This window comes from Elusimicrobiota bacterium, from assembly GCA_026388095.1.
Taxonomy (GTDB): domain Bacteria; phylum Elusimicrobiota; class Elusimicrobia; order UBA1565; family UBA9628; genus UBA9628.
Genome location: JAPLKL010000048.1, coordinates 1 through 21,509 on the forward strand (window position 1 = coordinate 1; position 21,509 = coordinate 21,509).

The 21,509-nt window shown below is 65.6% G+C and carries 22 protein-coding genes and 3 tRNA genes; 12 read left to right on the forward strand and 13 right to left on the reverse strand.

The genetic code is table 11. The annotated features are described in order from the left end of the window. The coding region (locus NTY77_12545) for a hypothetical protein (GenBank protein MCX5796316.1) at positions 1-571 on the reverse strand (571 nt) is incomplete at its 3' end. Positions 572-737: 166 nt separating this feature from the next. On the opposite strand from NTY77_12545, the gene NTY77_12550 reads away from it, so the two are divergent. From NTY77_12550 to lysA, 12 genes are all read left to right on the forward strand, one after another. Continuing rightward, positions 738-1,550 carry a cell division protein FtsQ/DivIB gene (locus NTY77_12550; GenBank protein MCX5796317.1) on the forward strand — a complete coding sequence of 271 codons (813 nt, stop codon included), beginning with the start codon at positions 738-740 and terminating at the stop codon, positions 1,548-1,550. A gap of 5 nt (positions 1,551-1,555) precedes the next feature. Then, complete coding sequence (gene ftsA / locus NTY77_12555) at positions 1,556-2,797, forward strand: cell division protein FtsA (protein MCX5796318.1); 1,242 nt, start codon at positions 1,556-1,558, stop codon at positions 2,795-2,797. Continuing rightward, positions 2,794-3,942: a cell division protein FtsZ gene (gene ftsZ / locus NTY77_12560; GenBank protein ID MCX5796319.1), complete on the forward strand. Its 1,149-nt coding sequence runs from the start codon at positions 2,794-2,796 to the stop codon at positions 3,940-3,942. The genes ftsA and ftsZ overlap by 4 nt, the downstream gene beginning before the upstream one ends. 6 nt (positions 3,943-3,948) lie before the next feature. Next, the gene (locus NTY77_12565; GenBank protein MCX5796320.1) at positions 3,949-5,028 is read left to right on the forward strand and encodes a type IV pilus twitching motility protein PilT; all 1,080 of its coding nucleotides are present in this window, start codon (positions 3,949-3,951) and stop codon (positions 5,026-5,028) included. A gap of 38 nt (positions 5,029-5,066) precedes the next feature. Beyond that, a complete protein-coding gene (locus tag NTY77_12570) occupies positions 5,067-5,816 on the forward strand; it encodes a deoxynucleoside kinase (GenBank protein MCX5796321.1) in 750 nt (249 codons plus the stop codon). A 4-nt stretch (positions 5,817-5,820) separates the two neighbouring features. Then, positions 5,821-6,540, forward strand: coding sequence for a polyphenol oxidase family protein (locus tag NTY77_12575; GenBank protein ID MCX5796322.1), 720 nt, complete (start codon positions 5,821-5,823; stop codon positions 6,538-6,540). Then, a complete protein-coding gene (gene hisC, locus NTY77_12580) occupies positions 6,540-7,643 on the forward strand; it encodes a histidinol-phosphate transaminase (GenBank protein MCX5796323.1) in 1,104 nt (367 codons plus the stop codon). The genes NTY77_12575 and hisC overlap by 1 nt, the downstream gene beginning before the upstream one ends. Then, positions 7,640-8,326 carry a (d)CMP kinase gene (gene cmk / locus NTY77_12585; GenBank protein MCX5796324.1) on the forward strand — a complete coding sequence of 229 codons (687 nt, stop codon included), beginning with the start codon at positions 7,640-7,642 and terminating at the stop codon, positions 8,324-8,326. Before hisC ends, cmk begins: the two co-directional genes overlap by 4 nt. A gap of 6 nt (positions 8,327-8,332) precedes the next feature. Continuing rightward, entirely contained in the window at positions 8,333-8,947 is a 615-nt protein-coding gene (locus NTY77_12590; GenBank protein MCX5796325.1) for a lysophospholipid acyltransferase family protein, read from the forward strand. A gap of 70 nt (positions 8,948-9,017) precedes the next feature. Further along, positions 9,018-10,277 carry a hypothetical protein gene (locus NTY77_12595; protein ID MCX5796326.1) on the forward strand — a complete coding sequence of 420 codons (1,260 nt, stop codon included), beginning with the start codon at positions 9,018-9,020 and terminating at the stop codon, positions 10,275-10,277. Beyond that, entirely contained in the window at positions 10,274-11,227 is a 954-nt protein-coding gene (locus NTY77_12600; GenBank protein ID MCX5796327.1) for a tetratricopeptide repeat protein, read from the forward strand. Before NTY77_12595 ends, NTY77_12600 begins: the two co-directional genes overlap by 4 nt. Beyond that, entirely contained in the window at positions 11,228-12,451 is a 1,224-nt protein-coding gene (gene lysA, locus NTY77_12605; GenBank protein ID MCX5796328.1) for a diaminopimelate decarboxylase, read from the forward strand. A gap of 868 nt (positions 12,452-13,319) precedes the next feature. On the opposite strand, the gene NTY77_12610 is transcribed toward lysA, so the two are convergent. The 12 genes from NTY77_12610 to NTY77_12665 form a co-directional block, all read right to left on the reverse strand. Further along, positions 13,320-13,838 (reverse strand): hypothetical protein, encoded by a 519-nt coding sequence (locus tag NTY77_12610; GenBank protein ID MCX5796329.1) that lies wholly within the window; start codon positions 13,836-13,838, stop codon positions 13,320-13,322. Between the two features lie 962 nt (positions 13,839-14,800). Continuing rightward, positions 14,801-16,219 (reverse strand): hypothetical protein, encoded by a 1,419-nt coding sequence (locus tag NTY77_12615; GenBank protein ID MCX5796330.1) that lies wholly within the window; start codon positions 16,217-16,219, stop codon positions 14,801-14,803. Positions 16,220-16,267: 48 nt separating this feature from the next. Then, positions 16,268-16,531, reverse strand: coding sequence for a type II toxin-antitoxin system RelE/ParE family toxin (locus tag NTY77_12620; protein MCX5796331.1), 264 nt, complete (start codon positions 16,529-16,531; stop codon positions 16,268-16,270). Next, complete coding sequence (locus NTY77_12625; protein ID MCX5796332.1) at positions 16,521-16,793, reverse strand: type II toxin-antitoxin system Phd/YefM family antitoxin; 273 nt, start codon at positions 16,791-16,793, stop codon at positions 16,521-16,523. Before NTY77_12625 ends, NTY77_12620 begins: the two co-directional genes overlap by 11 nt. A 214-nt stretch (positions 16,794-17,007) precedes the next feature. Further along, the gene (locus tag NTY77_12630; protein MCX5796333.1) at positions 17,008-18,438 is read right to left on the reverse strand and encodes an alginate export family protein; all 1,431 of its coding nucleotides are present in this window, start codon (positions 18,436-18,438) and stop codon (positions 17,008-17,010) included. Between the two features lie 232 nt (positions 18,439-18,670). Next, a complete protein-coding gene (locus tag NTY77_12635; GenBank protein MCX5796334.1) occupies positions 18,671-19,339 on the reverse strand; it encodes a tetratricopeptide repeat protein in 669 nt (222 codons plus the stop codon). A 23-nt stretch (positions 19,340-19,362) separates the two neighbouring features. After that, positions 19,363-19,434 (reverse strand) — tRNA-Arg (locus NTY77_12640). Next, complete coding sequence (locus NTY77_12645; protein MCX5796335.1) at positions 19,435-19,962, reverse strand: adenine phosphoribosyltransferase; 528 nt, start codon at positions 19,960-19,962, stop codon at positions 19,435-19,437. Continuing rightward, positions 19,962-20,993, reverse strand: coding sequence for an RNA polymerase sigma factor RpoD/SigA (locus NTY77_12650; protein MCX5796336.1), 1,032 nt, complete (start codon positions 20,991-20,993; stop codon positions 19,962-19,964). The genes NTY77_12645 and NTY77_12650 overlap by 1 nt, the downstream gene beginning before the upstream one ends. An 18-nt stretch (positions 20,994-21,011) precedes the next feature. After that, on the reverse strand, positions 21,012-21,293 hold the full coding sequence (locus NTY77_12655; GenBank protein ID MCX5796337.1) for an acylphosphatase: 282 nt from the start codon (positions 21,291-21,293) through the stop codon (positions 21,012-21,014). A gap of 13 nt (positions 21,294-21,306) precedes the next feature. After that, positions 21,307-21,379, reverse strand: a tRNA-Pro gene (locus tag NTY77_12660). Between the two features lie 51 nt (positions 21,380-21,430). Next, positions 21,431-21,505, reverse strand: a tRNA-Pro gene (locus NTY77_12665). Between the last annotated feature and the right edge of the window lie 4 nt (positions 21,506-21,509).

Below are 21,509 nucleotides of genomic sequence, written 5' to 3' on the forward strand. Positions count from 1 at the left end.
TATCCTTGCCGAAGAAGATGAGGAAGTTCCCGACCGAGGCCAGCACGAAGAGCCGGGTCTGCCAGGTCCCGGCCAGAAGCTGGAAGCCGTAGCCGAGCCAGGTCAGCAGCGCCAGCCACTTGACCTTGACCGGGAGGACGAAAAGGATGAGGAACTCGAAATCGGGGTAGAGGAAGGCGAAGGCCAGAAACACGGAGCCTCCGATGAAGACATTGGTCGCGGGCAGTCCCGGCACCAGCAGGGCCGCCGCCACGGTGAGGGCGTAGCCCACAAGGAGGAAGAGATTGTAGCGCCAGGCTCCCCAGTTCCCCTCGAGCGCGCTGCCCATGAGGTAGAAGATATACCAGGCGAAGAAGGCGAAGAACGGGTTGCTCAGCGGCGGGATGAACACGAAGGTCAGGAAGCGCCACCACTGCCCGGCCAGCGCCAGCTCCGGGATGAAGGCGCCGCGCTCGAAGACCGGCACCCCCAGATGCCCGGCCGCATAGAGGAGCACCTGGCCCGCAACGAGGATGAGGGTGAGGTCCGGGACGGCGTAGGGCCGGAGCCTGCGCTCGAGTCTTTCCCACATGGCCCAATCTTACATTTTTATGGTCTGTGCGGGCTTCCGTCGATAAATTGCAACCCCGGGGTAAAGTTGTTATAATTCCCGTCAGTTCCGTCGGGAAATGAATCGGTTTCGCGAGTCGCGTCGGACCCTATAACTTGGCCTCCAACCTGCCGTCCGCTGGTGAACCGTGAAGCACATCCTGGCGCACCACCGCCATCGCGTCGCCCTGCGGCCGAAGGTGCGCCGCCGCCGGCTGAGGCTTACAGCCATCGCGGCCGCGCTGGCGCTTCTGACCGGCGCCGCGGGCCTGACCGTGCGGCATCTCTGGCGCGGCCTGCCGCCTCTTCCGAAGCTTCTGGGCCGTCTGGATCCCCGCGTCGAGAGCGTGACCGTGTCCGGGGCGCCGGCCTTCCTGGCCGGGCCCATGGCTACCTATCTCAACGACCCCGCCGATTCTTTCGGGGCTCGGTTGGCGGGGTTGCCCAGGCGGTTCCCGGCCGTCAGGACCTGGCAGCTCCGGCGCGACTGGTCGGGACGCAGCGCGCGCTTGGAGGTGACCCTGCGCCGCGCGGTGGCGGGCATGCGGCGCGCGGGTCAGCCGGCGGGGTTCCTCGACGAGAGCGGGGTGGCCTTCGCGGCGCCGGCGGAACTCTATCCCGAGGCTCGGCTGGCCGTCGAGGCCGGCGGCGCCGGGGCCGAGCAGCTCAAGGGACTGCCCGCGATCCTGGAGGCCCTCGCCCGCGACGCGGACCTGCCGGCGCCGGCGGCGCAGGTGGCTTTCCGCTCCGCATACGAGGGCTGGGAGGTGCGGCTGCAGGACGGGACTCAGGTCCTCTGGGGGGACCTCCGGTGGACCCGGGAAAAGCTGTCCCGCCTGCATGAGGTGCTCTCCGACTCCCGGAGCGGCGCCGCCGCGCCCATGCTCGCGGACTTGAGATACTTCGAGGACGGGCGGGTGCTGCTCAGACCTATGCTGGAAAATCGGATTCCCACGAGGTAATGGGCATGGCCAAAACGGACGTGATCGCCGGTCTGGATATGGGCAGCGGCCGAGTGACCTGCCTCATCGGCGCCCCGGAGGCTGAGGGCGCGCGCATGCGCGTGCTGGGCGGCGCCAGCGTCGCCTGCCGCGGCATCAACGGCGGGGTGGTGGTCAACATCCTCGAGACCAAGAACGCCGTGAGCCAGGCCCTGGAGGAGGCGGAAGCCGCGGCCGGGGTGACGGTCAACGGCGTGTTCCTCGGCGTGCGCGGCACGCACTTGCAGTCTTTCAACAACAAGGGCGCCTTCAACATCGCCCGCACGGACCGCGAGATCACTGCCGAAGACGTGCACAGCGTGGTGGCCAACGCCAAAGCCATCCCCCTTTCCTCGGACCGCGAGATCCTGCACGTGGTCCCCCAGAGCTTCTCTTTGGACCGCCAGCGCGGCGTGCCCAACCCCGTGGGGATGGAAGGAGCGCTGCTGGAGGTGGACGTGCACATCGTCACCGCCTCGAACGCCCACATCAACAATGTGATGAAGGCCGTGAGCCAGGCCGGCTTCGAAGTGCATGAGCTGGTCTACGGCCTTTTGGCCACGGGCGAGCAGCTGGTGACCCCGGAGGAGAAAGACCTGGGCTCGCTCCTGGTCGACCTGGGCGGGCAGTCGGTCTCGCTGGGGGTCTACTCCGAGGGCAGCATCCGCTACTCCAAGGAGATCGGCATCGGCTCCGATTTCATCACCCGCGACCTGGCCGTGGGCCTGCGCACCTCCATGGCCACGGCCGAGCGCTTGAAGATCGCGCACGGCATCGCGCACTCGACGCTCTTGAACGGCGACGAGGACATCGAGTTCAACCGCGTGGACGGCCGCACCTTGGACAAGGTCAAGACCAGCACCATGATGAGCTACATCCTGCCCCGGGTCGAGGAGATCTTCAGCATCGTGGCCGACGACCTGCAGGGCTCCTCCTACACGGACTTGGTCACCCCCGGCGGCCTGATCCTGACCGGGGGCGGCAGCCTCATGAAAGGCGTGACCGCGGCCGCCGAGGAGATCCTGGGCCTGCAGACGCGCGTGGGCATGGCGCATCCCGAGCAGGTGGTCGGCGACGAGAAATGGTTCAGTCCGGTCTACGCCACGGCGCTGGGGCTGATGACCTTCGCCAACGGCTCACGCTGGGGCACCGGGGTCGCGCGCCTGACCCCGCGCAAGAAGCCCGCGTGGGTGCGGCGTGTGAGCTCGATCTTCGAGGACCTGGTGTGAAGATCGAGATCTCCGAGGATTTCAAGGACACCCGCGCGGTCATCAAGGTGATCGGCGTGGGCGGCGCCGGGGGCAACGCCGTCAACCGCATGGTCGACGCGGGCCTGCGGGGAGTGGAGCTCATCGCCGCCAACTCGGACGCGCAGGACCTGCGCCGCAGCCGCGCCGAGGTCCGCATCCAGCTCGGCGAGACCGTGACCAAGGGCCTGGGCGTGGGCGGCGAACCGGCCAAGGGCCGCGCCGCCGCCCTGGAGTCGGAAGTCCAGCTCCAGGAAGTCCTCACTGGAGCGGACATGGTCTTCGTGACCGCGGGCATGGGCGGCGGCACCGGCACGGGCGGCGCTCCGATCGTGGCCAAGCTGGCCAAGGCGGCCGGGGCGCTCACCATCGGCGTGGTCACGCGGCCCTTCCGCTTCGAGGGGATCCTGCGCGCCAACCTGGCCGAGAACGGCATCCAAGAGCTGCGCCAGAGCGTGGACAGCCTGCTGGTCATCCCCAACGACCGGCTCTTCGACGTGGTGGAGAGCAGCACCCCTTCCGACGAGGCCTTCCGCCGCGCCGACGACGTGCTGCGCAAAGCGGTGCAGTCCCTCTCCGACGTGATCACCACGCCGGGGACCATCAACATGGACCTCAACGACCTGCGCGCCATCATGAAGGACGCCGGCGAGGCCCTCATCGGCCTGGGCGAGGCCGAGGGCGTCAACCGGGCCCTGCGCGCGGCCAAGGAGGCGGTGACCTCCCCGCTGTTGGAGAACGTGGACATCACCGGAGCCAAGGGCCTCATCGTCAACATCACCGGCCGCAAATCCACTTTGACCTTGAACGAGCTCGACGATGTGATGAAATTCATCCAGCCCCAGGTGAGCCCCGAAGCCAAGGTCAAGGTGGGGAAGGGCTTCGACGAGGCTCTGGGCGGCTGCATCCGCATCACGGTCATCGCCACGGGCTTCCCGGCGCAGCGCGCCGGGCGGCGCTTGACGCGCGCCGGACTGCGGCCGGGGACGCTGGCCGCGCGCTACCAGGGCCTGGCCCCGGGCGCCCAGGCCGACGCCCGGCAGGCCGCGTCGGGCCCGGAGGACTGGTCGAAGCCCGCCTTCCTGAGGCTGAAGGCCAGGAAGCTGAAACTACAAGGCGGTTCCTAAGATCCCATGGACCTACAGACATTGCTCCAGACCATGATCAACAAGCGGGCCAGCGACCTGCACATCCGCGCCGGGGGCCCGGCCTACATCCGCGTTGACGGCGACCTTGCGCCCGTCGCTCCCGACGCCATCTCCGCGGCCGAGGTGGAAGCGATGCTCGCGACCGTCATGACCACGCGCAGCAAGAAGCTCTGGCAGGAGCGGGGAGAGGTCGACTTCGGCTTCCAGGCCGGGGATGTGGCGCGCTTCCGCGTCAACGCCTTCCACCAGCGCCAGAAGATCGCGGTCGCCATCCGCTTCATCCCGACCACCATGCCGACCTTCCAGGACCTGCGTCTGCCCGTGGCCACCATGAAGAAGATCGCGGACAACAGCCGGGGCCTGGTCCTGGTCACCGGCATCACGGGCTCGGGCAAGTCCTCGACCCTCTCCGCCATGGTGGACTACATCAACGATAACCGGCCCGTGCACATCATCACCATCGAGGACCCCATCGAGTTCGTGCACAAGGACAAGAAGGCCATCGTCAGCCAGCGTGAGATAGGCGAGGACACGCCGACCTACGCCGAGGGGCTCAAGATGGCCATGCGCCAGGACCCGGACGTCATCCTGGTCGGCGAGATGCGCGACCTGGAGACGACTTCGGCGGCCCTGACCGCGGCCCAGACCGGGCACTTGGTCTTCGGCACTCTGCACACCAGCGACTCCATCCAGACCATCTCGCGCATCATCGACCTCTACCCGCCGCACCAGCAGGCCCTGATGCGCATCCAGCTCGCGGAGAGCCTCAAGGCCGTGGTGAGCCAGCGGCTGCTGCCCTGCATCAAGGGCGGCCGGGTGCCGGCCGTGGAGATCATGATCGTGACGCCCCACGTGCGCAAGAACATCGAGGAGAACAATTCCACCGCCATCGGTCAGGCCACGGCCAAGGGGCAGTTCTACGGCATGCAGACGTTCAACCAGTCCTTGGTCAAGCTGTTCAAGGACGGGCTGGTGAAGGAAGAGGACGTGATGGACGCCGCCACGAGCCCGGATGACCTCAAGCTCGCGCTGCGCGGCATCGAGCAGGAGATCAAGTCGGGTTGACTTGCCGTCCGGGATAAATCGCCGAGGAGGATCGTGACATGTTCGCCGAGGGATACATTGGAATCGCAGGGACCATCGGGGTGGGCAAGTCCACCCTGACCACGGATCTGGCAAAGGCGCTCAACTTCGAGGCCATCCTCGAGGAGGTGGACGGCAACCCCTATCTGGAGCATTTCTACCACGACATGAAGGGCTACGGGACCATGATGCAGGTCTGGCTCTTGAACCACCGCTTCCGCCAGCACCGCGAGTTCATCACGCGCATCTCCTTGGGCAAGATCCGAGGCGTGGTCCAGGACCGGACCATCTGGGAAGACACCATCTTCGCGCGCATGCTCAACCATCACCCCGAGAAGATCATCACGGACATGGACTACAACACCTATCTCGACCTCTTCGACAATATGGTCCTGCGCGAGCTGGTCTTCCCCCAACTGCTCATCTACCTCGACGTCAATCCGGAGACGGCCATGAAGCGCATCCACGCCCGGGGCCGAGTCATGGAGCAGACCATCACCCTCGACTACCTGCGCGCGCTCAAAGAGAACTATGAGGCCTTCGTGGCCGAGATGGAGCAAGCCGGGGTGCGCATCCTGCGCATCAAGTGGGAGGAGTTCCGGCCGATCTCCGAAGTGGCGCGCCTGGTGCACGAGTATTCCCTCAAGCCTTCCAGCTTCACCAAGTGGGTCCGGCCCCTGCGCCGCGCGCCCAAGATGGACCCCAAGCCCAAGCTCCTGGAGACCCCCGCGGCGGAGTCCAAGGCGGCGCCGGTCAATGCGGCCGTCTGAGCTCATGACCTCGGCCCGCGTCTGGACCGAGGAGGCTGGCTTTCTCCGTCATGAGACAGGTGCGGTCAACTGCGGTTTCACCACGCGGGCCTGGGGGGATATGCGCTACTCCCGCCTTCGCCAGGAGGCATTGGCCAAGGCCGGGGCTCCGGAGGCCGATGCCCGGCTCCTGCGTCAGGTGCACGGCAACCGCATCTCCATCCTCCGTGGCGGCGACGATTCCGGGGTCTTGACCCAGGGGGATGGCTGGCTGACGGACCAGCCGGGCGCTGTCGTCGGCGTAGTCGTGGCGGATTGCCTGCCGGTCTGGATATGGGCGCGGTCGGGCCAGGCCGCGGGAGTCTTCCATGCCGGGTGGCGCGGCCTGGAGGCGGGCCTCCTCGGAGCCGCCGTGGCGGAGTTCTCCCGCTCTTTCAACATCCGCCCGGGCGACCTCGGGGCTTCCGTCGGACCGCATGTCGGCGCGTGCTGCTACCGCGTGGGGGACGACGTGGCGGCTCGGTTCCGCAAAGGGAGCCTGCGGCTGCGCGGCGGCGAGGTCTTCCTGGACCTGGGGGACGAGGCGCGGACTCAACTGCTCGCCGCCGGGCTGGGGGCGGATGCCGTGGGCATCTGCCCTGACTGCACGGCCTGCCGGGCGGGCTTGTTCTATTCCTATCGACGGGAAGGAGGCCGGGGCCCCCGAACCGGCCAGATGCTGGCCTTCCTCTGGCTGGCGGCCTGATGGAAGTCCTGCCCAAGCGCAGCTTGCGGGGGGTGACCCCTTTCGCGCCGGAGCAGCCGAGCGAGCAGATCCGCCGGGAGCTGGGCATCAAGGAAATCGTGCGCCTGTGCTCCAACGAGAGTCCCTTGGGGCCCTCTCCCAAAGCCCTGGCCGCCTACCGGGAAGCGGCCGATTCGCTTTCCTGCTATCCGGACGGCGGCAGCCCCGGGCTGTGCGCCGCGCTGGCCCGGCACCACAAGCTCCGCCCGGAGAACGTGCTCGTGGGCAGCGGCTCCGACGAGCTCATCCGCATGCTCTGCGAGGCCTTCCTCGACCCGGAAGACGAGGTCATCGTCTCCCAGCACGGCTTCGTCCGCTTCCGCCAGCAGGCGGCCATGATGGGCACGCGCATCATCGAGATCCCGATGACGGACTGGACCCACGACCTGGAGACCATGGCGCGAGCCGCCAACCCCCGCACCAAGATCCTCTTCGTGGCCAATCCCAACAACCCGACCGGGACCTACAGCACCGCCGCCGAACTGCGGGACTTCCTGCAGGCCGTCCCGGCCACGGCTCTGGTGGTCATCGACGAGGCGTTCTATGACTTCGCCGTGGAGAACGACGACTATCCTCGCACCATCCCGATGGGACTGCGCCGGCGGCCCAACCTGGTGGTCCTGCGCACCTTCTCCCAAGCCTACGGGCTGGCCGGCCTGCGCGTGGGCTACGCGGTCGGCGATCCCGAGGTCCTGGGCTGGCTCGACCGCATCCGCCTGCCCTTCAACGTGAACCTGCCGGCCCAGCGCGCCTGCTTTGCGGCCTTGGGCGACCAGGCCTTCCTGGAGCGCAGCGTGGAGACGACCATCAGGAGCCGGGAGAGCCTGGCCGCCGCCCTGCGCGCGCAGGGCTTCGGCGTGCTGGATTCGGCCACGAACTTCCTTTTCGTCCATGCGCGCATCCGGGGCCGGGCCCTGAGCCGGGCCCTGTTCAAGCGCGGCATCGTCATCCATCCTCTCGACGAGTACGGCCTGACCGAGCACGTGCGCATCTCGGTGGGGACCCCGGAGCAGAACGGGGTCCTGCTCAAGGCGCTCAAGAGCGTCATGGGGGAGGCGGCGTGAAGGCTCCCCAAACGTGTCTGGTCATAGCCATGGACGGCCCCGCGGGCGTGGGCAAGTCCACGGTGGGGCAGTACGTGGCCAAGCGGCTGGGCTATCACTTCATCAACACCGGCGAGATGTTCCGGGCCTTGACCTGGAAGGCCCTGGAAGAGGGCGTGGATGTCAACGACCAAGCCGCGGTCGTGCGTCTGGCCAAAGCGCTCAAATGGGAGTTCCGCCCGACGGAGGGCGGCGTCACCCTCAAGACCTTCATCGACGGCCAGGGCGTGACCGTGCAGATCCGCGAGGAGCGGGTCAGCGCCAACTCCAGCGCCGTGGCGGCCAACCCCGGGGTGCGGCGCCTGCTCTGCCGCCTGCAGCGCCGGCTCGGCCGCCGGGGCGGCATCGTCATGGAGGGCCGCGACATCACCACGCACGTGTTCCCGGACGCGGATTTCAAGTTCTACCTGGACGCCTCGGCCGAGGAGCGGGCGCGCCGGCGCTACCGCCAGCTCAAGGCCTCCGGTTTGCCCGCAGACCTCTCCAAGATCCATGCCGCCATCCTGCAGCGGGACCTCAACGACCTCAAGCGCAAGATCAACCCCCTCAGCCAGGCTGCGGATGCCGTGGTCATCGATTCCACCCACCTGAGCATGCGGCAGGTGGCGGAGAGGATGCTGCGCCTCATCCGGGCTAAGGCCTGACCCCGCATGGCCGTCGAACTCGACTGGGAGGAGGACGCCCGGCCCCTCATGTACCGCACGGCGGGCCCCTTCGGCCGCTGGCTCATGATGGCGGTCTGGCGCCTCAAGGTCTCGGGCCTGGAGCATGTCCCGGCGCACGGCGCCGCGCTCATCGCCAGCAACCACGTCTCCTTCATCGACCCGCCGTTGGTGGGCTGGGCCGCCCTGCCGGCGCGCAGCCTCCGGTACTTGGCCAAGATGGAACTCTTCCGGATCCCGCTCCTGGGCTGGTTCATGCGCAATGTCGGCTGCATCCCTCTGGACCGGGGGCGGGCCGACATCGGCGCGGTGCGCACGGCCTTGGATGTCCTCGGCCGCGGCCGCTGTCTGCTGGTCTTCCCGGAAGGGACGCGCTCCAAGGACGGCCGGCCCGGCCGACCCCGGGGCGGCGTGGGATTCCTGGCGGGCAAGAGCGGCGCGCCGGTCGTCCCGGCGCGCGTGGTCAACACGGACCGGCTCTTGAGCCTGCGGCCGCTCGAGGTCCGGTTCGGAGAGCCTTTGCGCTTCTCCGGAGATCCAGCGGACCGGGGCCAGTGCCAAGCCTTCGCGGAACTGGTGATGGGGCGGATATTTTCACTATAATGTGCATGTCGCAGCGGCACCCAGCGCCCGGCGGCCCTGAGCCGGCCCGGCGCCTTCCAGGAGAACCCTCATGGCAACCGTAGAAGATCGCATCGAGAATCAGCTTCCCACCCCGGCGACGAGCCAGGGCGAGCCGTCCCTGGAGGAGAACCCTTCTCCTGCCCCTGAAGGGGCGGCGCCTTCGGCAGAAGGGGAGATCTCCATGGAGGCGCTCTTGGCCAGCCAGGACGAGCTCCAGCAGAAGCTCTCCGGCAAACAGGTGGCCTGGGTCAAGGTCATCTCCACGACCAAGGATTATGTCCTGGTGGATGTGGGGGAGAAGAACGAGGGCTCGATCCCGGTCTCTGAATTCGACGGCGAAGGAGATTCCGGCGAGCGCAAGCTGCCGGCCGCCGGCCAGCGCATCCCGGTCCTGCGCGCGGGCCCCGGTCGGCGCGACGGCCACACCATGCTCTCCTACAAGCGGGCGCGGGCCGAGACCGGCTGGGTGGCGGCGCTCAAAGCCTTCCAAGAGAAGGGCCGGGTGCGCGGCCGGGTCACGGCCGCCATCAAGGGCGGCTACCTCGTCAACGTCAACGGAGTGACGGCGTTCTTGCCCGCCTCCTTGGCCGATCTGCACCCGGTGCGCACCCCGGCCCGCATGGTCAACACCGGCGTGCGCTGCTACATCATCGAGGTCAACGAGGCCAAGCGCCAGCTCGTGCTCTCGCGCAAGGCCGTGCTCGAAGAGGAGGCCGCCAAGAGGCGGGCGCAGCTCATGACCGAACTGCGCGTCGGAGAGGTGCGCATCGGCCGGGTCCTGCACGTCGGCGCCAACGGCGTGACCGTGGACATCGGCGGCGTCGAGGGCACCGTGCGCATGAGCGACGTCTCTTGGGGCCTGCCCAAGCTGCCGCCCGGCGTGGAGCGCGGCTCCAAGGTGAAGGTCAAGGTGCTCTCCAAGCCCGCAGACGAGAAGTCCGTTGACCCCGTCCTGCTGGGCATGAAGCAGCTCACCTCCAACCCGGCGGACGCCCTGCGCCGCAAGTTTCCGCCCAAGACCGTGGTCAGGGGCAAGGTCGCCGAGTCCTCGCCGACGGGCCTGAAGCTCGCCCTGGAGGGTGGGGCGCCCGCCTTCTGCGCGGCCGCGGACTGCGACCCGGTCTCCGGCTACAAGGCGGGGGACCCGGTCTCCGCCATCGTCCTGTCCGTCAACACCAACACCTTCGAGGTCATGGTCTCCGTCAATAAGTTCGAGGAGATCAAGGACCGCAAGCGCATGGCCCAGTACCTCAAGGCGCCTCCGCCGCTGACCCTCGGTCAACTCCTCTCGCCCGAGAAGGACGATTGACGGGACAGGCCACTCGCGTCCAACCGGCCCGGCCGGTCTGGTCCGTCCTGGCCGGCTGGCTGAGATCGCCGTCGGTTTGGTTCGCGCTCTTGGCGGTCTCGGCCGGCCTCAGCGCGCTGGTCTACTTCGGACTCATGCGGCCCTCCGCGGCGCTCCGGCCGCGCGCCGATTTCCCGGTCCGGCCCCAGATCGAGGCGGCCATCGCCGCCGCCCAAGTCCGGCTGGCGGCCAACCCGCAGGATTTCGCGGCGCTGGTCGAGGTGGGGATGCTGCATTTCGAGAACGGCGCGCAGACCTACCCGGACGCCGTCAATGAGCTTGAGGAGGCGCGGCGCCTGGGTTCCCTCGACTCCCGCATCTTCTACTGTCTGGGGGTGATGTATCAGGAGCTCGGCCTCTACCCCTTCGCTCTGGAGGAGTACCAGAAGCACCTGCGCAACTTCCCCGACGACAAGGAGGTGCGCATGCTCGCCGCGAAACTCTGCTATCATCAGGGCGACTATGAGGCCGCGGTCAAGGAGTACGAGCGGCTCCGCTACCAGTATCCCAGCGATCCGCTGGTCATCGAGAATCTGGGGCTGAGCCTCTGGGGCGCGAAGCTCACCCAGCGCGCCCTGGAATGCTTCGCGGCGCTTAAGGCCGCGGGCGGCCTGCCGGCCCGCCGGGCGCAGTTCTACCTGGGGCAGATGGCTTTCGAGGCGGGCCGCTTCCAGGAGGCGCTCGACCTCATGCAGAGCAGCCTGCCCGGCGATGACGATCCCGACTTCGGCATCCCCAAGGACCGCATGCACGCGGCCGTGGCCATGGCTTGGCAGAAGCTCAACCGTCCGGACGAGGCTCGCGACGCCTGGCAGAGGGTCCTCAAGCTCGCGCCCAACGACGCCAAGGCGCTGGCGGCGCTGCGGGACCTCAACCGCCGCTCCCCGCAGAAGAGAGCCAAGAAGCGGTAAATGCCCAAAGACCTTCGGATCGAGGGGCTGCCCGCCGCGGCGCTGGCCCGCCGCTTCGGCACGCCAGTCTTCGTCTACTCCCGGGCGGCGATCCTGGCCAGGCTGGAGCGCCTGCGCCGAGCCTTCTCCAGGCCGGGGACGTCGATCTGCTACGCGCTCAAGGCCAACCCGAATCGGGCCGTGTGCCGCGTGCTCTCCGCGGCCGGGGCGGGAGCGGAGGTCGTCTCGGGGGGGGAGCTCTTGCGGGCCTTGGCCGCGGGCTTCGCGCCGGGACGCATCGTGTTCTCCGGCGTGGGCAAGGCCGCCGAAGAGATGGACCTCGGCCTGCGCCGAGGCATCCTGACCTTCAACGTGGAGTCCGCCGAGGAGCTGACCGCCTTGGAGCGCGCCGCCCGCCGGCGGCGGCGGGCCGCCCCTTTCTCGGTGCGCCTCAATCCGGACGTCAAGGCGCGCACGCACCCTCATGTGACCACGGGCCGGGCCGAGAACAAGTTCGGGGTGGAGGCCGCCCTGGCCCTGGAGCTGGCGCGGCGCGGCCGCCGCAGCCGCTGGCTGGGCTTCACGGGGCTGCATTGCCATATCGGCTCGCAGATCCGGGAGTTGAGGCCGTTTGCGCGGGCGGCGGCGGCCGTGGCCCGCGTTCTGCGGCGTCTGCAGGCCGAGGGCATACCGTTCTCGCTCGTGGATATGGGAGGCGGCCTGGGGGTCAGCTACGGCGCAGAGCGGGAGCTGGATTGCGCGGAGCTGGCGCGGACCATGGAGCGGGAGTTCTCGCCCTGGCCGCGCGCGCGCCTGCTCGTCGAGCCGGGGCGCTATCTCGTGGCCGACGCCGGGCTTCTGCTGACCCGCGTGCTCTATCGCAAGGAGACCTCCCGGCGCCGCTTCGTGATCGTGGACGCGGCCATGAACGACCTGGCCAGGCCGTCCCTCTACGGAGCCTTCCACCCCATCGCCCCGGCCCGGCCGAGGAGAGGGCCATGTCGGCGGGTGGACGTGGTCGGGCCGATCTGCGAATCCGGGGACTTCCTGGCCCGGCAGAGGCTTTTAGCGCCGGTGGAGCCCGGAGACATACTCGCCGTGGGCATGGCGGGCGCATACGGCTTCGCCATGAGCTCGCAATACAACTCTCGGCCGCGCGCGGCGGAGGTCCTTGTGTCGGGGGGGCGGGCTCGGCTGGCGCGCCGGCGGGAGACCGTGGCGGACATCGTGCGCGCCGAGCGCTGAGATTGCGATGAGCAAGAAGAACGAGGCACCTGGAGGGGGGGGGAAGCCTCCAAAGACGGCATCTTCCCTCTAGGGATGAGGATCATCGGCGTCGGCGTGGCCGTGATCTTCTCCTGATCCCGGGGGGGTACATCCTTGTGGGTCTGGGCATCTTCGCCCCTGAAAAGTTCCCGGCCAGCGATGGTTTTTTCAGGCCGGAATAGACCATCAGAGGTCTTCCTGGTTTTTTTAGCGGCGTCGTCTTGATGGTTTTTCCCCTTGTCTTCCCTCTCCGGGTCCTGACATGGTCTTTTCCAGTCCCCCCGCTTTTCAGGATCCTTGGCTGATTTTGGCGCTTTCTCCTCACATGGTTTTCTGAAAAGTTGCCTGTTTTTAGGTTCCCTGCTCCTCTTCCCCTTTGTGGTCCGCCGGCGGTTGCCAAGCTTTTTGGGATCTCCCGAGTCTTGGGGCGGCTTGGACCAGGATAGCTTTCCTGGTCTTTTTGAGGGGTGACTATTTCAGGTTAGGAGCCTGGAAAGTCGGCAACTTTTTGGCTGCTTTCGGATCCTTCCTTCCCTAGATTTTAGGTCCGGCCGCGACTTCCATGGATTTTGGCAAAAATATTGCCTTCCCTTTGACTGCTAACTTTGAAAATATAAGAGAATGTGTTAAATAGAGCGATATTGTCTTGCAAATTGCAGTATATTCTCTGATATTATTCTAGTGATTGTAGGTATATATGGTGCCATTACTTTGCTGTTCTACGTAACATAATATATCTTATCGTAAGTAATGTGTTGGGATACAGCCGTTCCCCCATTCTGTCTTTTGAACGGCAATAATTAGATTTTGAGACGAGGCGATTTGGCTCGCGGTAGCGCGGTATCGGCTATGCCGGCCCGTTGATGGCGGCGGCCAGCTGATGCGCCAGCAAGAAAGCCTTTATGCGGCCGGGGCCGGTGAGCTCGTAGCGCCTGGCTCGTCTGGATCCTGACGACAAAAGCTCGCCTTGGGTGATGGCTGTCTGCAGGGCGCGATCCATGCGCTGCACCGGATAGCCGGATACCCTGAGCCATTTGGCTAGCTGGGCCGCCGTGGGCTTGGGCTGGTGCAAGAGCTTCTGGGAGGCTATCAGGAGCACGAGGCAGGCGTCCTTCAGGGGCCGGTCTCCGGGCAGCTTGGCCCTCAGGTGGATATCGTGGCCCTTGCGCTCGATCATGGCTTCCCACGGCAGCTCCGGATCCTGGCCGGGCTTGGCCTGGCTTCTAGGCGTTGAAGACGGGCCTGGCTGCGTCTGGAGGCTGGCGATGAACTCCTGTCTTTCCGCGCGGACGAAGTCCAGCGTGCCTTCGGCCTCGAATTCGGCTCCATCCGGCAACTTCAATCGCAGCTTTTGTTGGTGCTCCATGCTGGAGGCAATATTATGGCAAAGTCATGGTTATATGTCAAAGGATTGTGGATATAGTGTGAATAGGCGAACGGTGTTGTCTGTGGTGATTATTATATGTCATTAAGTATGGTCTATAAAATTTAAGAAAATAAATTAAGTCAGCGCTAAGACATATGCCTGTGGATAGACCTGTGCATGGACGCGCTTCTGTGAAGAGATTCAGACGAGGCGGCATATGCACATTGCTCACCCTCGGACGAGACTTCACTTCGCAGATTCTCGAATCGACTCGGATTGGGCGGCTCAAGCGCATATGCCGCCAGTTTTAATTTCAATGGGATCCCTTTTGTGTTTTTTCCGACGGTGAGCCGGTATGGGCGGCCCCCCGTCTTCTTCGCCGGCCTTCTGATTTCCTTGACGGCCTCCCGTTTCCCTCACATTTTCAAAAAATTGTTATTTATTTTGCAGCGCTATTCGCATCGCGCGCGCGATGTGAATAGCACCGATATTTCCAGCGTTATTTTTCTAAAAACGTAGGACCATCTGCCCTCGCATGACGCTCGATTGCGCCTCATTCGTACTTGCAGGAGAGGCGCTCATCCATCAGACACTTGTCGGACACGACCGGCGCGGCACATGCGCATCGATCACCATCGGACCAGGCTTAGTCGTCGAGAAAAGATGACGGGGACCGTGGTCCGCGCCCTCGGATCGATACCTCTCGCAACGGGCATCGTGAATCCCCGGATTGGGTGACTGAAGTGCATATGCCAGCAGACGAGCAGCGAGGTTGTCCGGTCGGGGGCGGTCTCCGGGGCTATTTTGGTGCCAGGAAAAACAGTTTAAACGTGCTTTCTGGGGTTTAAAATGAGGCTGTTCTTATTGGTCTACCCCCCTTCACCGGCCATTCTCCCGAATTACCTGCCAAAGGCGCCTTCTGGGGCATTTTCGGGGCTTCCAGGCCTACGGCAAGGATTGGTTTAGAACCGGCCGAAGGCTTCCAAAGTGTACTTCTTGGCCTTGGCGCCGTTGGTCGCGTTCGCTTTTCCGGTGCTGAAGAATGCGGCGGAGAGGGATATCCCGAAGCGGTCCTGCACGTTGTAGCGCAGGCGGAGGTCCCATTCGCTGCCGAGAGCGTGGCTGTCGTTGGCGGCGCGCTCGCTCTGGAAGACGTAGTAGTCCACGTCGAGGATGTAGCCTCTGTAGGCGGGCGGCGTGTAGCCGATGCCGACGATCACGATGCCGGAGTTGCCCTGCTGCAGGCCGCTGGCCGTGGTGGTGGAGCCGTAGTTGCCGCCGAAGGCGCTGTAGGGGGTGGCACCGAAGAAGTCGCCGAAGCCGGAGCGGTCCAGGCCGTTGAACTGGTGTCCGTGGGCCGGGAAGAAGGCCTCGTCGCGGGTGGGCGTGCCGGGGACGTCGCCGGAACCGCGCGCCACGCTCATGCGCGCGATGCCCTCGCCTAGGCGCGGCAGGGTTTGCTTCCACTTGGCCCGGGCGACCTGGGCGTTGCCGTTGTAGGTGATGCGGCCTGGGGGCGCGGCCAAGGGATCGCTGGGATTCCCGATGGGGGTGGCTAGGCCCTTTTCGAAGGCGGCCTCGCCGTCGAATACGATGGGGCCGTAGTTCAGGGCATAGCGCACGCTGGTGAAGCTCTTGAGGGTCTTGGATGCGTAGCAGGCGTCCGTGGGTGGAAGGAGTCCGCCGGAGCTGGGGTAGGTGCAGCCGTAGACCTGCTGAGTGCCCCGGTCGCGTTCAAAGAGCTGGTTGAGCTGCCAGACGCCTTCGCTGGGGAGGTCCACGGCGAAGCCGGCGAGGGCCAGCGAATTGTCCCCGTTGCCCTGGGTGGCGATCCGGGAGTCGCGGTCCGAGAAGACGAAGCCTTCGGCCTTCATGCCCCACCAGGGGAGGTCCCCCCTCACGGTGACGCCGGTGAGGCCGGCCCCGTCGTCATCGAGCAGGAGGCCGGAGCCTAGCCGGTAGTTCTGGCGGCCGAAGGTGGCCTCCATGGGGTAGCCGAGGAAGCGGTTGACCCGGAGGTAGGCGTTCTCCAGGAAGGGCGTGAAATCCGCGGAGGGGTAGTTGTTGGCGATGCGGTCGAAGGGCGCCTGCAGGGCCGTGGTGGAGCCGGTGACGCCGAGGGCGCGAAAGACGACGCCGAGGTCCATGGTCATCATCTCGCCGCCTTTGCGCTCGAGCTCTATGTTGCGCACGGCTATGCCGAGCCTGGCGTCGTTGGAGATGAAGGAATGGTTGTTCTGGGAGGTCTTGTCCCCGGTGAGGTTGAGGTTCGAATAGGAGATGGCCCGCATCTTGTAGGCGGCGGTGACGTCGAGGTTGGCGGCCCGGGCCGGGAGGGCGGCCGATAGCAGGAGGGCGCAGGCGCAGAGCCGTCGGTGCATGCGGGATAATCCTAGCAAATTGGGGGCTTTTCGGGATGCGGGCCGGCGCTAGCGGTAGATCTCGCGGCGGTGGCCTATGTCGAGTACGTAGACCAGCAGGCGCTGCGCGAAGACCGCGTAGATGATCCGGTAGGGGCCCAGCCGGTAGCTGCGTTTGCCGGCCAGTTCCCCCTTGAGAGGCTTGCCCAGAAAGGGGTCCTGTGCAAGCTCGCGCAGGACTTGGTCTACGCGGTCGAAGAGCCTCCGGTCCCTCTGGTGCAGCCGCTGATAGACGCCGCGGGCCGCCGGCGAGAGTTCGATTCTATAGAGCATCGAGCTCCCGGCGTACTTCATCGAGCGAACGGGAACGTCCCGCTCGGAGGTCCGCCTCGGCCTGTTTGAGGCGTTTGACGGCGGGCTTGTCGGAGAGTATCTCCAGGGTCTCCAGGAGGCCTTCGTAATCGTCTAGGCCCATGATGACGGCCGCGGGCTTGCCGCGCCTGGTGACGATGAAGCGGTCCATCTTCTGGTCGATGGCTTGCATGACTTGGGGCAGTCTGGGGCGCAGCTCTTTGAGGGTGATGTGGCGGGTCATTGTGGCCTCCCGCATTAGTATACACCAGGATGTATACTATATCAAGCCCCATCGCGGCCCTGCGTCCCTACTAGATATACGATTTTGGGCGCGAAAAGTCCCCTCTTGATTCCATGCCGGCAGGAGGGCGGATGTGAAATTTCAAGACCTGACCCCTACAAAACAAAACCCCCTGCGGCAAGCCGCAGGGGGTTTTGTGCTGGTTCTTCTTAGTTTAGAACTTGACCGCCACGTCGAACGCGGACATCCAGGCGGAGTTCGTCGTGTTGCCCGGCGTCGCATTGGCAACGAAGCGGATCGCGTCTCCAGGCTGGAAGTTCCCGACCGTGCCCTTGAGGGACACGTTCTCGGAGTGCTTCCACTCGGCCGTCAGGTCGTACTCTTGGCCGATGGAGCGGTGTCCACCGGTGAGGGCGCTGATGGTCGTGCCCGCGGGCTTCATGTTGTCGCCGATGTTCTGGAAGCGGAAGGCGTACATCGCCAGGCCCGCGGTCAGCTTGTTGAGGCCCGCCGGGGTGGCCTTGACGCCGATGGCGTACATGATCTTGTTGGTCAGACCATTGGAGGCCATTGTGCCAGCAGGCATGCCGGTGACGCCATTGCCAAGGATCACAGCGCCCGCGTTGGCCGCATCGAACCGGCCGTAGATGGCTCCGGGCCGGAAGTCCGTGGCGATGGGCGTGAAGTTCATGTTGTGGTTGTTGGCGTTGGTGCTGTCGCCATTGCCCGAGCCCCAGCCGAACTGGGCCCAGGGGTTGAACATGCCGATCTGCTCCACATCAGCCTTCATCCCGACATCAGCAAGGAGGGCCTTGCCGGCGTAGCGTTCGGATACGGCGCCAGCGCGGTTCTCGCCGAAGTTGAGGGCCGCTTCGAGGGAGCCGTAGAGCCCGCCGAGCTTGGCCTTGACCTTCGCGCCGAGCACGTACAGGTTGTCGTTCTTGGTGGTCAGGCCAGGGGGGGTCGCGACGGAGTTCATCCCGCCATGAGTCGCCTGGTTCCACACATACGCCTTGCCGTCGAAGTTCTCATTGCCCTTGTTGCCCGCGATGAAGCCGCGGATGTCCTTGATCCCGACATAGTTGCTGGAACCCAGTCCCGGGTGGCCGGTCGGCTCGAATACGACCACGGTCGCATAGGCCTTCTCGCCGGTCCAGTCGAAGCGCGCGCCGTCGATGGCCGTCACCTGCAAGCCGTACTGGTCGTAGGCGGGGCCGTAGTAGGCGATGAGGTCGCCCGGCTCGCCGTAGAACTGGCGGCCGAAGGTCGAGTCCAGGAAGCCGAACACCTTGTCGATCTTGAAGTATGCCTGATCCAGGACCACGAAGCCTTGGACCGCAGTCAGACTCTCGGAGGCGGCGTTCCCGTAGACGCGGTTGTTCTTGCGCAGGGTCACCTTCGAGTGGACGTCATCAAGCAGGTCCCAGTCCATGTTCAACATGATCCGGGTCTGCGCGGTGCCGACGTGGTCGTTGGGGACGTTGTTGTTGTAGCTCCGCGTTTTGAAGTTGGAAACATTGCGCGCGGACACAGCATCCATTTCGACCGACCCACCGAACTTGAAGTTCTTCAACAACTCGGCATTCGCCGTTCCGACGCTGACGAACAGCGCCAGGGCCAAAGCCGATCCCAGGAGCTTCTTCATTTGCACTATTCCTCCTTACTTTCGTAAGCCCCGCACACGGCGGGGATCTATTTTACCTATTAACCCCGCTCTCGCGGGGCCTACGTTTTTCCCTTCTTCAGGAGCGTGCCGTAGGCTTCTGGCCGCGGCCTCGACCTTTGCGGGCCGAGTCTCCTTAATCACGAGCGGGTAGGATTCTAACAAAGACTTATTTTTCATGTCAATAGCTAAATGTGCCAGGGAGTGTCATGTTCTACACCCCCCCGCCCAGGGCCTTCAAGCGCTCCTGGGCCCAAGCCGCCCAGGAAGTCTCCGGGTACTGCAAGGCTATCTTCTGCAAAGTGGCCTTGGCGGTATCTCTTTGGCCTAATGCCGTCTCGCAGCGGGCCAAGGAGGCGTGCACCTGAGGCGCCAGGAAATGGTCCGCATAGGCGCCCAGGAACCGCTCCTCGGTCTTCACCGCCTCAGCGCACTGCTCCGCCGACTCCTGGGCCAAGGCCAGGCCGCCCAAGGCCAAAGGCTGCAGGACCTGCGGCTGGCCGCGGTCCACCAACTGCTTGTAGTACTTCTCGCTGTCCGCGAAGCGGTCCCTGTGGAAGAGCAGGTCTGCCGCGAAGAGCAGGCCGTAGCCCGCGGCCGGCGTGCCCGGGTAGGCGGCGCTCATCTCATCGATCTTCTTGACCGCCGCGTCCGTCTGGCCGGAGTAGGCCAGCGCGTTGGCCAGAGAAAAATCGTCCCAGGCCGCGTTCTGCCTGGCGCGATGACTATAAAGGAAGAGCCCCCCCAACAGCAGGACCCCCGCGATCGCCGCCGCGCCGATGCCCGCGGTCTGGCGGTTCTCCAGCGTCCAGCGCAGGCCGCGGTCCACCGCTTCCTGCATCTCGTTCTTCTTGACCTGCGCTCTGACCCACTGTTTGCCCATGTTTTAAGCCCCTATAATAAAAATGCCCCGAGAGGGAATCGAACCCCCATCTAACGCTTAGGACGCGCTAGCTCTATCCATTGAGCTATCGGGGCTTAATATTTGACCAGAGCCCGGACGTCCCGGCCCGCCAGCTTGGCGCGGCCGTTGAGGAAGCCCAACTCGATGAGGAAGGAGACGCCGGCCACCTGGCCGCCGATGGCCTCGATGAGCTCGCAGGCCGCCTTGGCGGTGCCGCCCGTGGCCAGCACGTCGTCGACCAGCAGGACCTTGGCCCCGGCCGGGAAGGCGTCCTCGTGCGCCTCGATGGAATCCTGCCCGTACTCCAGGTCGTAGGAGGCGGACTTGGTCTTGCGCGGGAGTTTCCCCTTCTTGCGGATAGGAACCAAGCCGGCCCCCAGGCGGCAGGCCAGAGGCGCGGCCAGCAGGAAGCCCCGCGACTCGATGCCGGCCACATAGCGTATGCCCGCATCCTTGAACGGCTCGGCCATCCGGTCCAGGGCCGCGGTGAACGCGGCCGGGTTGCCCAGCAGGGGCGTGATGTCCTTGAACACGATCCCCTTCTTGGGGAAGTCCGGCACGTCCTTGATGAAGGCGGACGGGTCGAGGGAAGTGGCGGGCATCATGTCCTCCTGGTCTTGGCCGCGACGCGGCTGAGGATGAGGTTGCGCGGGCGGCGGTGGACGGCGTGCGCCGTGGGCGCGGTGGAGCGGCCCTTCGGGATGGTCTGGCCGAGGATGTCGGTCCTCACCTTCGGGGAGTACCAGCCCGGCTGCAGGTTGGGCGTGGACGCGGAGCGGCTGTCGCCCACCTCGATGAGGCCCATGCGGTTGGCCACCCGGCGCAGGCGCAGCAGGGCCCGCTCCTCGATCTGCCGGATCCGCTCCCGGGAGAGCTTCAGGCGCTTGCCCACCTCCTCGAGCGTCATCGGGGTCTGGCCCGTGAGGCCGTGGCGGAACTCCAGGATCATCCGCTCGCGGTCGCCGATCTCCTTCATGGCCAGGTTGAGCTCGTCATGGAGCTTGAGCACCGAGATGAGGTTCTCCGGGGACTGGTTGTCGTTCTCGGAGAGCATGTCCTCGACCGTGATGTTGTCGTCCTCGGAATCCACCGGCGCTTCCAAGGAGCCCATGCCGCGCGCCGCCTCCGCCGCGTCGAGCACGCCGCGGACCTGGCGGGCCGTCCAGTGCATGGTGCGCGCCATCTCGGCCAAGGACGGGTCGCGGCCCAGCTTGGAGTGGAGCTTCTCCCACATCTTGAGCCACTTGCGCAGGGCCTCCCAGGCGTGGGGCGGGATGCGGATGGTCTTGGACTGCTCCTCGACCGCGCGGCGTATGGACTGCTCGATCCAGTAGGAGGCGTAGGTGGAGAAGCGGTAGCCCTTCTTGGGCTCGAACTTGTCGATGGAGTGCATCAGGCCCAGGTTGCCCTCCTCGATCAAGTCCATGAAGTCGATGCCCTGCCGATGGTACTTGCGGGCGATGGGCACCACCAGGCGCAGATTGGTCTCCATGATGCGCTGCTTGGCCAGGCGGTCGCCCCGTTTGGCCTTCTTCCAGAGCTTGTGGACCTCTTCGCGGTCTATCGTGGCCAGCCGCTGGATGCCCTTGAAGTACTGGCTGATGGTGTCAGTGCTCGGTGCCTCGTTTGCCATGACCAGCTCCCCGGACCTCTACAATATGTCGAAGGACGACGGCCCGCCTTCGGGCTTGCGCTCCGTCGCCTCGACTGCGTTCACTTGCGCCCCAGCCGGCCCGGCCCGCAGGCGCCGCTCGAACTCCGCGACCGCCTGGGCCGGACCTTCCGCCTCGGACGCCACCGACCCGTCCTCCAGGTTGCTCACCCAACCGCGCAGCCCCAGCCTTTCGGCCCAGCGCTGCGCGAACCAACGGAACCCGACTCCCTGCACGCGCCCGGACACGACGAAACGCCGGCGGGTCAAGGGGTCGGGCATGCGCGAAAAAACTTCGGGGTACTCAGGCTTGAACTGAGAACCTCACGGTCCCGAACCGTGCGCTCTACCAATTGAGCTATACCCCGTCTAATCGCTGATATATTAAGAAAGAACGACCTGCACGGGCAAGACACCCCTGGTCGGGGACCCGGGGATCGAACCCGGAACCTTTCGCACCCCAAGCGAACGCTCTACCATTGAGCCAGTCCCCGGCCA

Coding starts and splice junctions, on each gene's coding strand:
- NTY77_12575 (MCX5796322.1), top strand. CDS start 5,821: ATGACCTCGGCCCGCGTCTGGACCGAGGAGGCTGGCTTTCTCCGTCAT.
- ftsA (MCX5796318.1), top strand. CDS start 1,556: ATGGCCAAAACGGACGTGATCGCCGGTCTGGATATGGGCAGCGGCCGA.
- NTY77_12620 (MCX5796331.1), bottom strand. CDS start 16,531: ATGCTCTATAGAATCGAACTCTCGCCGGCGGCCCGCGGCGTCTATCAG.
- NTY77_12615 (MCX5796330.1), bottom strand. CDS start 16,219: ATGCACCGACGGCTCTGCGCCTGCGCCCTCCTGCTATCGGCCGCCCTC.
- NTY77_12645 (MCX5796335.1), bottom strand. CDS start 19,962: ATGCCCGCCACTTCCCTCGACCCGTCCGCCTTCATCAAGGACGTGCCG.
- NTY77_12630 (MCX5796333.1), bottom strand. CDS start 18,438: ATGAAGAAGCTCCTGGGATCGGCTTTGGCCCTGGCGCTGTTCGTCAGC.
- lysA (MCX5796328.1), top strand. CDS start 11,228: ATGCCCAAAGACCTTCGGATCGAGGGGCTGCCCGCCGCGGCGCTGGCC.
- hisC (MCX5796323.1), top strand. CDS start 6,540: ATGGAAGTCCTGCCCAAGCGCAGCTTGCGGGGGGTGACCCCTTTCGCG.
- NTY77_12655 (MCX5796337.1), bottom strand. CDS start 21,293: ATGCCCGACCCCTTGACCCGCCGGCGTTTCGTCGTGTCCGGGCGCGTG.
- NTY77_12650 (MCX5796336.1), bottom strand. CDS start 20,993: ATGGCAAACGAGGCACCGAGCACTGACACCATCAGCCAGTACTTCAAG.
- NTY77_12590 (MCX5796325.1), top strand. CDS start 8,333: ATGGCCGTCGAACTCGACTGGGAGGAGGACGCCCGGCCCCTCATGTAC.
- NTY77_12595 (MCX5796326.1), top strand. CDS start 9,018: ATGGCAACCGTAGAAGATCGCATCGAGAATCAGCTTCCCACCCCGGCG.
- NTY77_12625 (MCX5796332.1), bottom strand. CDS start 16,793: ATGACCCGCCACATCACCCTCAAAGAGCTGCGCCCCAGACTGCCCCAA.
- NTY77_12610 (MCX5796329.1), bottom strand. CDS start 13,838: ATGGAGCACCAACAAAAGCTGCGATTGAAGTTGCCGGATGGAGCCGAA.
- NTY77_12565 (MCX5796320.1), top strand. CDS start 3,949: ATGGACCTACAGACATTGCTCCAGACCATGATCAACAAGCGGGCCAGC.
- NTY77_12570 (MCX5796321.1), top strand. CDS start 5,067: ATGTTCGCCGAGGGATACATTGGAATCGCAGGGACCATCGGGGTGGGC.
- NTY77_12635 (MCX5796334.1), bottom strand. CDS start 19,339: ATGGGCAAACAGTGGGTCAGAGCGCAGGTCAAGAAGAACGAGATGCAG.